General features: G+C 44.6%; 12 protein-coding genes. 4 read left to right on the top strand and 8 right to left on the bottom strand.

What is annotated here, in order from left to right:
- Positions 1-3 precede the first annotated feature (3 nt).
- A complete protein-coding gene (locus MKX97_RS06905) occupies positions 4-543 on the top strand; it encodes a transcription repressor NadR (RefSeq protein WP_078816503.1) in 540 nt (179 codons plus the stop codon).
- A gap of 12 nt (positions 544-555) precedes the next feature.
- Here MKX97_RS06905 and MKX97_RS06900 read toward each other — a convergent pair whose 3' ends face one another.
- Together MKX97_RS06900 and MKX97_RS06895 are read right to left on the bottom strand one after the other, a co-directional pair.
- On the bottom strand, positions 556-1,248 hold the full coding sequence (locus MKX97_RS06900; RefSeq protein WP_342537247.1) for an LrgB family protein: 693 nt from the start codon (positions 1,246-1,248) through the stop codon (positions 556-558).
- The gene (locus MKX97_RS06895) at positions 1,245-1,622 is read right to left on the bottom strand and encodes a CidA/LrgA family holin-like protein (RefSeq protein ID WP_342537246.1); all 378 of its coding nucleotides are present in this window, start codon (positions 1,620-1,622) and stop codon (positions 1,245-1,247) included. Before MKX97_RS06895 ends, MKX97_RS06900 begins: the two co-directional genes overlap by 4 nt.
- Positions 1,623-1,870: 248 nt before the next feature.
- On the opposite strand from MKX97_RS06895, the gene MKX97_RS06890 reads away from it, so the two are divergent.
- Positions 1,871-2,083: a cold-shock protein gene (locus tag MKX97_RS06890; protein WP_078816500.1), complete on the top strand. Its 213-nt coding sequence runs from the start codon at positions 1,871-1,873 to the stop codon at positions 2,081-2,083.
- A 108-nt stretch (positions 2,084-2,191) separates the two neighbouring features.
- Here the strand turns inward: MKX97_RS06890 and MKX97_RS06885 are convergent, their stop codons facing one another.
- Positions 2,192-2,389 carry a zinc-finger domain-containing protein gene (locus MKX97_RS06885; RefSeq protein ID WP_078816499.1) on the bottom strand — a complete coding sequence of 66 codons (198 nt, stop codon included), beginning with the start codon at positions 2,387-2,389 and terminating at the stop codon, positions 2,192-2,194.
- 109 nt (positions 2,390-2,498) lie between these two features.
- Here MKX97_RS06885 and MKX97_RS06880 point away from each other — a divergent pair, with 109 nt between their 5' ends.
- Entirely contained in the window at positions 2,499-2,900 is a 402-nt protein-coding gene (locus MKX97_RS06880) for a reverse transcriptase-like protein (protein ID WP_221835079.1), read from the top strand.
- A 533-nt stretch (positions 2,901-3,433) separates the two neighbouring features.
- Here the strand turns inward: MKX97_RS06880 and MKX97_RS06875 are convergent.
- From MKX97_RS06875 to MKX97_RS06865, 3 genes are read right to left on the bottom strand one after another with little or no spacing between them, the layout of a single operon-like run.
- Entirely contained in the window at positions 3,434-4,033 is a 600-nt protein-coding gene (locus MKX97_RS06875) for a metallophosphoesterase family protein (protein ID WP_176132459.1), read from the bottom strand.
- 18 nt (positions 4,034-4,051) lie between these two features.
- The gene (locus MKX97_RS06870) at positions 4,052-4,870 is read right to left on the bottom strand and encodes a sulfurtransferase (RefSeq protein WP_342537245.1); all 819 of its coding nucleotides are present in this window, start codon (positions 4,868-4,870) and stop codon (positions 4,052-4,054) included.
- Positions 4,870-8,463: a dynamin family protein gene (locus MKX97_RS06865; RefSeq protein WP_342537244.1), complete on the bottom strand. Its 3,594-nt coding sequence runs from the start codon at positions 8,461-8,463 to the stop codon at positions 4,870-4,872. The genes MKX97_RS06870 and MKX97_RS06865 overlap by 1 nt, the downstream gene beginning before the upstream one ends.
- A gap of 159 nt (positions 8,464-8,622) precedes the next feature.
- Between MKX97_RS06865 and MKX97_RS06860 the strand changes: the two genes are divergently transcribed.
- Complete coding sequence (locus MKX97_RS06860; RefSeq protein ID WP_078816494.1) at positions 8,623-9,081, top strand: chemotaxis protein CheX; 459 nt, start codon at positions 8,623-8,625, stop codon at positions 9,079-9,081.
- Between the two features lie 68 nt (positions 9,082-9,149).
- Here MKX97_RS06860 and MKX97_RS06855 read toward each other — a convergent pair whose 3' ends face one another.
- Both MKX97_RS06855 and MKX97_RS06850 read right to left on the bottom strand, forming a co-directional pair.
- Entirely contained in the window at positions 9,150-11,051 is a 1,902-nt protein-coding gene (locus MKX97_RS06855; protein ID WP_342537243.1) for an ATP-dependent DNA helicase, read from the bottom strand.
- A gap of 69 nt (positions 11,052-11,120) precedes the next feature.
- Entirely contained in the window at positions 11,121-12,248 is a 1,128-nt protein-coding gene (locus MKX97_RS06850) for a class I SAM-dependent RNA methyltransferase (protein ID WP_009497079.1), read from the bottom strand.
- Positions 12,249-12,261: the final 13 nt, after the last annotated feature.

The raw sequence follows: 12,261 nt of genomic DNA, 5'->3' as shown, positions 1-12,261 counted from the left end.
TAATTGCAAAATAAAGAAAAAGTATTGGGAAAAGAGCGTCGAAAACTCATTTTGCGCACGTTACAAGAAGCAGGACGTCCTATTACAGGACGCGAGTTAGGAGAACTGACTAATGTCAGCCGGCAGGTCATTGTCAGCGACGTTAACTTACTGAAGGCGAAAAAACAGCCGATCATCGCGACGAATCAAGGATATCTCTACACTGCCCTGCCTGAAACAGCAGAAGAGTATGAAAAGATCATCGTCTGCCGTCATGAACCTGAAGCAACGGAAGAGGAATTGAATATTCTCGTAGATCACGGAGTAACAGTGAAAGATGTTCGTGTGGAGCATCTCGTATATGGCGATGTCCGTGCCTCCATCATGGTCTCCAATCGCCAGGAAGTGAAGGCGTTCATCCAGCAGATTCAACAAGCGAATGCACCCTATTTACTGAATTTGGATGAAAGTGGCATTCATTTGCATACTATCTCAGCTCCCCGAGAAGAGCAACTCATCGAAGCAGAGCAAGCATTGAAAAAAGCGGGATTCCTAGTCGAATAGGAATTCCGCTTTTTATGGGAACAGTATGAAACCAAACAACGGACCCACCAACGCACCGATGATCGCCGATAACGTCATGGCAACCGAGCTCATAGAAGCTTCCTGTTCGCCGTATTCGAGAGCTTTAGAAGTACCGATGGCATGCGCTGCCACACCAAGACCGATGCCTTGTCCGAGCGCTGTATCGATCTTCAACAGTCGATTCAATTGCGGGCCTATTAGGATTCCAGCCAAGCCGGCAATAATGACAAAAACCGTAGCGAGCGAAGGAACGCCACCGAGTCCTTCGGCAATTTGCATCGCGATTGGCGAAGTGATCGACTTAGGCAAAATTGTAGCGAGAAGTACATTTGAAAACCCGACAAGCCGCGCTGCTAAAACGCCTGTCACCATTCCGACGACTCCCCCAACGACCACTCCACTTGCGATCGGCAATAAATTTTTCTTAATCAAATCACGCTGTTTATATAATGGAATACAAAGAGAAACAATTGCTGGTCCGAGAAGTGCATCGATCCACTTTCCTCCAACCATATATGTATTATAGGAAGCATCGAAAATCGTTAAAGTGACTATCACTGCGATGGTAGTTGTTAGGATCGGCACCAAAAAAGGTGATCGTAGCCTTACGTACAATGCATTCATTATGAAATACATTATCACCGTCAAGAGGATCATCGCGAGTGCCAATAAAAATGAATTCATGACAGCTCCACCTCATCTTTCTCATTACGTTTCGCCATCGATTGACTCACAAGACTAGCCACAGCCATTGTGATATACGTGCTGACGATTGTGATGACAACAAGCAGCAGGCCTTTCCCTTTAAAGACATGACCGTAATTCATCACACCGACCGTTGCAGGTATCAAATAGAGCGGCAATGTGGATAAAAAAACGTATGCACCTTTTTCCACCCAATTAAGCGGAATGATTCGGAATGATAGCAATCCCCATAAAATCAATAATCCAATAATGCTACCAGGCAGAGGAATCGACAGCCTTTGACGCAAAAAATCCCCTAGCATGAAAAATAGATATAGAAAGACCACTTGAATAAGCGTTTTGACTATTTTCATTTGATTGCTCTCCTTCCCTAGTCAATGAACACTTATTCATTATAGTGGTGAAAAGCCTAAAAACCAATACCTTGTTCCAAATAGTACAAATCGATTGAAAATTCTTCGGAATTTATCTTTACATCGTTGACCTGATGTAACTGTTCATGTATAGTGTAGGGAGCTATATAGGTATGTTGGGGCTATTTTGCTTTCCAATACTTTTATATGGCCGCTATGAATTTCTGAATTGCCGAGGAGGAATTTACATGCACCAAGGTAAAGTGAAGTGGTTCAGCAGTGACAAAGGTTATGGATTTATCGAAGCAGATGATGGTGAAGACGTGTTTGTCCATTTCACAGGAATTGCAACAGATGGATTTAAGACACTTGCTGAAGGTCAAACTGTTTCTTTCGAAGTAATTGAAGGGAACCGAGGTCCTCAGGCGGCAAATGTATCTACACTCGAAGAAGAAGTTTAAAGACAGCTCGGCAGGCAGAGCAATTCCACTCAATCATTATGGAATTTCAGCTGAATGAAGATAAATAAAGCATCCACGCGTAAAATGCGGGATGCTTTTTCTATTTAATCATTTGGAAGATGTGCCAATTTTATTGATTTCTGACCCTAAAAACTTCAGTTGGTCGCCGATTGTACATTCGGATATGCAAAATTGGTGAGCTCCTGTCTTTCCGCGTTCCTTTATCAGTTGTCTTTTGACATAGCATCCTTCACAATATATATCGAGCAATTGATTGATATCTTTCATGACCATTACTTTATTCATTAGAAAAGAACTCCCACCTTTCTTTCTTCTATTTTAGGTGGGCTTATGGAATGTTGCAACCTTTTACTGAGTCTTCCCCATTCATTTCCAGAGAGGAGCGATGAAGACCGTGTTGGAAATATACATAGATGGCGCTAGCGCAGGAAATCCAGGATTGAGCGGAATTGGCGTTTACATTAAAGGCGAAGGACACGATGTGAAAATCAGTGAACCAATCGAACCAACGAACAATCACAATGCAGAATTCCAAGCGCTTTTAAGAGGTTTGGAAGAAGCAGTGAAGCTGACGAGCGGCATGGTGTCTGTCAGGTCGGATTCCAATGTCGTTGTTCAGGCGATGGAAAAGGAGTTTATCAAGAACGAGGAGTACGCTCCTTATTTAAAAAAGGCAATGAAACTCACGGAGCAGTTTGATTTCTTTTTCATCAAGTGGATCCCCGATCACACAAACAAAACAGCAGATGTCCTCGCTCGGCAGGCGATACTCCAACAAAAAAAGGCTAAGGGTTAAGGTCCTTAGCCTAGCTTAAAGACAAGCATCAGAATGATTTAGCATGGGAGAAACATGGGCTTGCGGTCCTGGGATTTGCGCTCCAGACGGGGATGCTTTCCGGAGGGCGTGGCTTGAGCCGCTTCCTTCGCTTCGCTCAGTCCGGGGTCTCAAGACTCACGCTGATCCTCTCGGAGTCGCCCCGTCTTCCTCACAAATCCCAAAACAGTACGTTCTAGCACATAGTAAAGCTCGCTGTATAAAGTATGTGTATCTGTAACCATAGACAAAGAAGTTTGCATTCTTTTTGAGATATTACTTCTTGCCCTTTTACCTCTCTCTAAATGGACTTGCAACCCACTAACATTAGGAAAATACGCAAGTTGATCGTAGTGGAATGCGGCGACTCCTGCGGGATTAGCTCGACAGGTGGGACCCCGCAGGAGCGAAGCGACGAGGAGGCTCACCGCGAGCCCCGCGGAAAGCGTCCGCCTGGAACGTAGATCAACGGCGCCTTTACCACTCCCCCAATTCTTTTCCACTGCCTAATCCCCTTATCCTCTTTGTGCTCTCATAAACCGCACCGTACGTTCTTCCGCATTAAACAGTACCCATTCCCTTGACCCGACAACAGCGCCAACATTGACAATATTTCGCTTTCCAGACAGCGAAATTTTGCCGCGTCCTGAAATCAACATTTCTTGCTGATCTCGCGTGTAGCCGGCGCGGTGTGTATGCCCGTGGAAGACGATTGTTTTGTCTGGTATTTGCGCGTTCAGCCAGGCATTTCTCTCGTCTGAGTTCCATTGATGCCCGTGTATGATGACGGCTTCCCCTGCCGAAAGAGTCTCGGACAGGTCATGGAGATAATCACGCAGCGGCTCCGCATGTTCCGTAAGCAACAAAATCCGCTCTTCTTGATTGCCGTAGACAGACGGGAAAGTTAATAACTTATCGAAGCCTTCCGGATGTTTGATCACTTCATTTACAGACGGATAAATCTGCCCGCGCAGATCTTTCTTGCTAACTGTACATTCATATAAATCACCCAAGCCAATGACCTCAGCATGCGGTGCCTCAATTGAAATATGTCCTAACACGGCTTTCAGGTCTTCGATCGATGAATGGATATCACCTAGTAATGCATACTGCAATTTTGTCAACTCCCATCTTCACGACGTTTCGATCGGGGCGTCATCTTCTGAGATCCAGTCACTGAAACTGCCTACGTACAATCGGACGTCCGAATAACCGAGCTCTGTAAGTGCAGCGAATAAAGGAGACGCCGTCACGCCGCTGCCGCAATAGACAATCACTTTATCGTCAGGCGCTGCCATTTGCTGGAGCTGTTTTTCTGCAGCTTGCACGTCATAACGGCCATCTTCTTTTAAATCTTCCCAATTAAAATTGCGGGCCGTCGGAATATGCCCTGCCTTATGATCAATCGGTTCCTTTTCACCGCGGTACCGTTCAGGAGCACGTGCATCCAGCAGCACTGCGTCCTGTTCTCTAGCAACCACTTGTTTTACATCGCTTCTGATCGCATATAGATGATCTTGCCATTCCGGCTGAACAGATGACTGTGCAGGCGATACAAACGTCTCCCGATCGACCGCGCAACCTATCTCCTTCAGCTGGTCATAGCCTTCAAGCAAAATACGGGCATTTTTAAATCCTCCGTATTGTAAGATCCACCAAGCACGTGCGGCAAATGGACTACCCCCATCATCGTAGATCAGAATCGTATCTTCTAACTGTAGGCCGCTTGCACGATACAGCTCTGTCAATTTGTCTTTTGCCGGCAGCGGATGCCGACCGCCGGAGACAGATTCAGCGGAGAGGTTCTCTGCTAAATCCCAATGAACGGCATTTTGGATATGCTCTTTATTATATTCATCAATTCCGTAGTCTGGATTTTGAAGGGAAAACCGTGCATCGATCCATTTCACTTGCTCCACGTCAACATCTTTAGCCGATACGAATACATGCATTATTGAGCCAGCTCCTCCAAACGTATTTTTTCATAAATACTTTGCCAGTGTTCCAGTTGCTCCGAACCATCGAGCAATGTGCGTTCCGATTCAATTTGCACAAGACTTTCCTGCAACAGATGAAGACGTAATGCTTCCGCTTCATCTTCAATCCATAGATCCGCCCATTTTTCTATACGTTCTTTCTGTTCACCTAAATACTTCGACGCATCGGTCTTCAATGCCTCTTCCAGCTTGTTTTTCAGTATATCCCGGTCCCCGCGCTCAAAAAACGCTTTTTGATTCTTGAATGATTTATTGGCCGCGCTGTATACTGTCGGGTTCTCATAAGGCGTTTCAAACGATAGCATTTCTTTGTCGTTCGGCTCATATGGAGAAGGTACGATGGACTGATCCATGTCCGCTAATGAACGAACTTCCATACGTTGACGTTCCAGCAATTGCTTCTTCATATATTGCAAAATCCGCAAATTCGTCACTTTCAATTCTTGAGTCAAGTCAAACCCAACCATTTCGACTGTTTCCGCCAAAGCGATTTTCAACGCGCGGTCGGAAGAATTCTTAGCGAATGTCGATGGGCTGTACCCTTCCTTAAAGAAATCCCCGAAACGCAAGAACACACGCTGTAAAATATAGTAGACGAGTTCGCTCAATTCATCCTGTGTCGCTTTCACTAACACTTCGCTGGCGCTCTTCTCAAAGCGTTGCTTGATCGCTTGTTCAGCAATTGCCAACTCTTCCAATCGTTCTGCCTTACGTGAACGGTTCTGAATTGTCCGGTCGATCAATGAAGCGAGACGGTCAATCGTCTTCGTCGTTTCCTCTTCCAATGCCTGAACGACTTGCGCACGCAAATCATGCTCAAGGAATGCATAGAACTTCTCTTCAAAATGCTGCATTAAAGGATTCGGCTGTTTATTCAATTTACCTTCAAGCGCTTCAAGGCTTGAAATCCCATGAACACGCGGGTTACGAATACCGAACTTCTGAAGTTCATTGGCCACAAAGCTTTTTACTTCTTCGGATTCTTCTTCGTTCGACGCCAGGTCGATAGCATTGACGATGAAGAACATCTTATCGAGTTCAAACGCGTCTTTCACACGTCCGAGCTGGATCAGGAACTCACGGTCTGCGCGAGCGAATGCGTGATTATAGTACGTCACAAATAAGATCGCGTCGGCATTACGAATATATTCGAACGCCACGTCGGTGTGGCGGGCGTTGATTGAATCCGCTCCAGGCGTATCAACGAGTGTGATTCCGTGGCGTGTCAGCGGACAATCGTAGAAGAAATCGATCGATTCTACGAAACAACTGCGTTCTTCCTGTGCTACAAACTTTGTGAACTCCTCCCGCTCTACAGTCAACGTCGTACCGAGCGCGGATGTATATACTGAATAGCCTTTCTTGAACGCTTGGATGAATGACTTATGGATATGCAAATTTTCATTTTCGAGCGGCTGTTTCAATGCTTCATCCGTCTTCGCGAACGCTTCTTCAAGAGTCGAAATATGAATACCCAAAGCTTCAAATGACAATGCTACGTCTTCCGTCATCGTTGCAGCATTTTTCAAATGAACGTCCGCTGTATTATGCAGATGCGTTTCACTGACAGGACGGATTCGGTTGATTGCCGCTGTTGTTGGATTCGGTGACACCGGCAACACCTTTTCCCCGATCAACGCATTGGAAAATGAAGATTTCCCTGCACTGAATGCCCCGAATAATGCAACGGTGAACTCCTGCCCTTTCAATCGGGCGGCTTTCGTCTGCAAGTATAACGCCGTTTCCGCAAAGCCTGGAATCGTCTCAACGGATTGTGCAATATGTTGGGCGTAGGTGATCGCTTTTTCGGAATCGACAAATTGGCGTTCCTCTTCTTCTTGTTCGACTACTTCAGTCGATACGGATTCTTCTTTTTCCGAACCCGCCACATAGTCAATGATCTCAATCTGTTTTGGCTTTTCCCATTCTTCTAGCAATTTGTCTCTACCAATGCGTGTAGGTGCAGACGGATTCCCGATCTCTTTATCCACCCACTGCATACGCTCTTGCCACTTGTTCATTTCGTTGATCGCATCGACTTTTTCCTGAAGTGACCGAATTGCAAGAGCAAGCGGTGCAGACTGTTCGCCTCCAACTGATTTCGCAATGACGGACATTTCTTCCTTCCATGCGTCGGTCTTACGTTTATAAACTAAATGGATTGCACGCTTCATTTGTTCCGTATAATTCAGGATGGTCTCTCCTGTAATGACTTCCGCCACATGAAGCTGCTCATCTACCTCATCAAAAGGCAATGACAGATCCATGGAATCGATTTCCATTGACCGTTCATCCGTCAAGATTCCCGCTTGCTTCAAAGAGTCTTTCATCAACGTCTTCATATAGATTTCAATTTGTGTATGGGCCAGTCCCGTGATATTTTCCTTCAATTTTTGACGGCGTTTTTCGCGCTCCTCGGCAGTTTTCTTCGCGCCGAATAAAAGTCCTACCTTAAACTTCGGAGATTTTGATTCCAAGTAATCCTTCAGCAATTCTCTTGTTTCAAATGGCCCGAGTCCGGCGCTTAATAATAATTCATTGCGCTCTTTCTCAAAATTGACGTAGAATTCATCTCCAGACAGAAGCTCCATCCGTTTTTTTGCTTCCTTCAACTCTCGATTAAGCTCCTCGAATTGATTCCATTCATTGTCCATAACGATATCGCGATTGTTTTCTTTAACGTCATCCAGCTGTTGCTGCAAGAAACTCATATGCTCGTCTTTCAGCTTATGAAGGGATTGATCGATATTTTGTTCAAAATTCTCCTCGCGGTGTTCAATTGAGCCATCCACGATCGCTTTTACTTTTTCAAAATCATTATGCGGATGTTCAAGCTCTTTCAATGACGTGTAGAAAATCCCTTTCGGCTCCACGCCCCACAGCTTGAACGAATCCTCTACTGATTTCTTGAATGCATCAAAAGACAATTCACTTTCCCGATGCTTATCGATTTGATTGATGATCAAGTAGACGTTGCTGTTATAGCGCATCAATTCTTTCGTGAAACGGAAATTCATTTCGGATTGTACGTGGTTGTAGTCCATCGTATAGAACACTAGATCCGCCAAGTGCAAAGAGGATTCCGTGGATAGTCGGTGTGCATCATCTGTAGAATCCACCCCGGGCGTATCCATTACTGTGATTCCTTCCGGCAATTTGGATTCGGTATGGCCGATTTCTACCAGTGAAACAGCCGCTCCATCTTTACTGAATTCTTTGACGGCTTCCGAGAAACCGTGCCCGCTGAATTTCACAGCACTCCCATCTACACGGTGGATGATCGCGAAATCTTCATCCGCCTTATGTACCTTTACAATATTCGCACTTGTAGGGATCGGGCTTGAAGGCAATAGATCATCGCCAGTCAACGCATTGATTGTAGATGATTTACCTGCCGAAAAGTGACCTGCGAACGCAATTGTATATTCTTTCTCAATTATTTTATTTGCGAGTAATGTGATTTTTCCTTTTCGTTCATCATCTTCATTGGTAGAGAAAATCTGTCCATAGGTGGCAGACTGTTGTAAAAATACATGGTTTGTAGACATAATCGTCGTCCTTTCACTTATAACTCACCCTATCATACCATTAATGATTGAAAAAATAGAAGCTTACTTTTATTTGAGTCTACAACTTTTAAGTAGGCTTTTCGACCCTTTAATGATATGATTGAACTACTACTATTTTCTGAAAGGGTGTCTTTATTCGTGAGCACTGCAAATAACGTGCAAAAAGTCTTAAACGCTACTATTTCTTCACTGACTACTGTCGTTCCGATAAAATTCGATGTCCTCTCTCCTTCGTTGATCAAGCAACCCTATGAACAGCGCGAAATCAGTGTGCTCATTGGTTTGATCGGAGATATGAAAGGGCGTCTTATTGTAGAACCTACCCATGGCATTATTGATAAAATTGGCCTAGCGATGTTTGGTATGAATATTGAAGGAGAAATGGCCGAGTCTTTTACCGGAGAACTCGGGAATATGATTGCCGGCAATCTCTGTACAATACTGGAAAACGATGAATTGACACTCGACATTTCACCGCCCACTGTTTTAACCGGGCATACGAAGTTTTATGGCTTCCAACAAGCCTTTAAAATTCCCGTGAAATTTGAAGATGGCGAGGTATTGAATCTTTTACTGACGATAGATGACGAGAGCTGACTGCGTCGTAAATTAAATAAAAAAGGCACAGACATTGATTATTCAACGTCTGTGCCTTTTGCTATTCTTCATGAAAATGGTACAGGTAAAACTCTTTCTATCACAGGCAGTAACTCACTTCTCTCCGGTTCAACGAATAAATGAATAGAACCCGCATCCTCACTCGTCCGGATCAGCCGGCCGATTCCTTGACGAAGCCGCAACAGCATGAATGGTAGATCCACTTCATCAAATGCATCTTCCGCGTATTGTCTTCTCGCTTCAAACAACGGGTCTTTCGGCGGGAACGGCAGATCAAAGATGATGACACGCGTCAGGGATTCATTCGGAAGATCTAAACCTTCCCATAAATGATAGGAGAAAAAGACTTGGACCTTGCGCTGCTGGAAGTCTTTCACCAATGAAGACAGCGAACGCTCTCCTTCATAAGCAACTAGCACTTGAAGCTCTAACGGCAGTTTTTCATAGGCTTCCATCATCGATTGCTTAGAGTTAAACAATACTAAAGTTTGCTCTTCCTCTGAAAGAAGCATTGACAAGCGCTCGATGTTGTCTTCGTGTACACCTTGTTCCAAATGGATCTTCATCACATTCTCATAATCAAAAGGCGATTCAATGGAAAACGACTGATACGACTCAATTCCGAGACTGTATGCCAAGTAATCAAACGATTTCTCAACAGATAACGTAGCGGAAGAGAAAACGATCGGCATTTCGCCAGTGAATAACTTTTCTTTCAAAATAGACGTCACGAGTCGCGGCATGATCAGCAAAGTACTTTCATCACGTCGATTTTCCAACCAATCTACAGCGTCATTCTGATCAGCAAATAATTCCATCGAATAAATATACTGCTCCAAATACTCCTCCACTATTTTCAGATCGTATTCCGGAATGACGTACAATTCACCCTCAAAGACGAATTCCTCAAGAAGTTCGTTCGATAAAGAGACGGCTCTCTTAGCTAGTCTCATCATTTCATCGTTCTTGTTAATCGTCAAACGCTCATTATCATTTTGCGTCGCATGCTCTCGTAATTGCTTAAAGAACAGTTCATGGACATCCAATAATTGCTCCATCAACTGCAGAGACTTCTCCCGAATGCCATCGACCATGATGCGCTCAAGCAATTGGACAATCGTCTGCTCCTGCACTTCATAAGTCAATGCCCGCTGCGCCGAATACTCAAGCAGGTGTCCTTCATCAAAGACCACCATCGATACTTCTGGCAGCAATGGCAACTGTCCTTGACGCACTCTCGATTCTTTCGTCCACAGATGTTCCATATAAAAATCATGCGAGCAAATGATTAAATCCACTGCTTCTCTATAGTGATTACGATGAATCGTCTGTCCGCAACGATTACGGATATCACACGCCGCACATTGCTGAATCGGATGGTAATTGATCATTTCCCACTCTTCATCTTTCAAATATGGATAGTCGGAACGCACTCCATATGGAAAAACAGACTGCAACGAACGATCGGCATAGATAAAATCAGGCAGCTCATCTTCAACTAAATCAACAAACTGTTCGTCTGTTCGATTACTTGTCTCTTCTAGACGCTTTAGGCAAATATACTGATTTCGCGCTTTGGCCAATCGTACATCGATCGATAAATCGAGTGCCTGACTCAATTTCTGAATGTCGCCTTCTTCTTTGATCAACTGATCGATCAACGTCTCATCTGCACAAGAAATCACAGCAGGCTTTCCTGTATAGCGTGCATATGCAAGGGCTGGAAGCAAATAGGCAATCGTCTTCCCTGTACCCACACCCGCTTCCGCCAGTAACACATTTTTGTCCTTAAGTGCTTGTTCGATTTGAAAAGCCATATAAATCTGCTCATCCCGGCATTCGAACCCTTTTTCCGTCAAATCATCATATAATGTATCGCCCAACCAATCATTCAGTGATTCAAAGAACGTTTGGTCTTTCACTAATTGAAATGGAATTTTTGTACTCATACTGACTCCTCCCTGAATGCAAGCGAAAGGAAGAGGAGTGCTTTCCTCTTCCCATCGATTTCGATATGGTTATACGCGCTGTCCCCAAAACTGATAATAATCAGTGCGGATGAAGCCGTTAAATAGTTTACGTTTTTTCGTCGCTCTTTTCCCATACATCGTCTCATAGTTTTCGAGTGAAGATAAAATATAGACGGACCAGGATGGGTGATGCTCCATAATTGACCCAAGGATTTCTGCTATATCTTCCGCTTCCTCTGTTTCGCCAAGTCGCTCTCCATATGGCGGATTGGCAATGAGGACACCATTTTGTCCTTCAATGTGCAAATCCCGGACGTCTTGCTGCTGCCATGAAATCAAATCTGCAAAACCGGCTTCCACCGCATTTTGCTGAGCTATTGAAATCATTTTACCATCGACGTCGTAACCGCGGATATCAAGCTCTTGGTCGTACTTCGCTACGTCTTCCACTTCTTCTCTGACGCGATCCCATACTTGCGCTTTCATCCAAGGCCATTCTTCACTTAAAAATGAACGATTATAGCCAGGCGCAAGATTCTGTCCAATCATCGCCGCTTCAATTGGAATCGTTCCCGAACCGCAAAACGGATCCACGAACGGGCGACTCGGACTCCACTTCGATAATTTCACAAGTGCTGCAGCCATCGTCTCTTTAAGAGGCGCATCTCCTTGTCCTAATCGATAGCCGCGTTTATGCAATCCGGAACCGCTCGAATCGATCGTAATTGTTACCTTATCCTTCAAAATTGAAACTTCCAATTTAAAGAGAGGACCTGATTCATCCAAGAAGCCAATGCGCTTATACGCGATCTTCAACCGCTCCACAATTGCTTTCTTCACAATCGCTTGGCAGTCCGGCACACTGAACAGCTTCGATTTGACCGACTTTCCTGAAACCGGAAAAGCGGCATCAACCGGCAGGAACTGTTCCCAAGGAATCGCTTTCGTCCGCTCAAATAACTCATCGAATGTATAAGCTTTAAATTCACCAGCCACCACGCGAACCCGATCTCCCACACGAAGCCACATATTGGCTCTGGCAATCGTTTCTGCATCTCCATTGAAGAAGACTTTTCCGTTTTCGGTCTGGCAATCATACCCAAGATCTTTTATCTCAGATGCTACAATCGACTCCAGCCCCATTGCGGCTGTAGCAATCAATTTATATTCACTCACAATAAAAACTCCA

The sequence above is a fragment of the Sporosarcina sp. FSL K6-3508 genome, assembly GCF_038615825.1.
Taxonomy (GTDB): domain Bacteria; phylum Bacillota; class Bacilli; order Bacillales_A; family Planococcaceae; genus Sporosarcina; species Sporosarcina newyorkensis.
This window is presented reverse-complemented; position numbering and strand designations above follow the sequence as displayed.

Coding starts and splice junctions, on each gene's coding strand:
- MKX97_RS06895 (WP_342537246.1), bottom strand. CDS start 1,622: ATGAAAATAGTCAAAACGCTTATTCAAGTGGTCTTTCTATATCTATTT.
- MKX97_RS06900 (WP_342537247.1), bottom strand. CDS start 1,248: ATGAATTCATTTTTATTGGCACTCGCGATGATCCTCTTGACGGTGATA.
- MKX97_RS06885 (WP_078816499.1), bottom strand. CDS start 2,389: ATGAATAAAGTAATGGTCATGAAAGATATCAATCAATTGCTCGATATA.
- MKX97_RS06855 (WP_342537243.1), bottom strand. CDS start 11,051: ATGAGTACAAAAATTCCATTTCAATTAGTGAAAGACCAAACGTTCTTT.
- MKX97_RS06890 (WP_078816500.1), top strand. CDS start 1,871: ATGCACCAAGGTAAAGTGAAGTGGTTCAGCAGTGACAAAGGTTATGGA.
- MKX97_RS06865 (WP_342537244.1), bottom strand. CDS start 8,463: ATGTCTACAAACCATGTATTTTTACAACAGTCTGCCACCTATGGACAG.
- MKX97_RS06870 (WP_342537245.1), bottom strand. CDS start 4,870: ATGCATGTATTCGTATCGGCTAAAGATGTTGACGTGGAGCAAGTGAAA.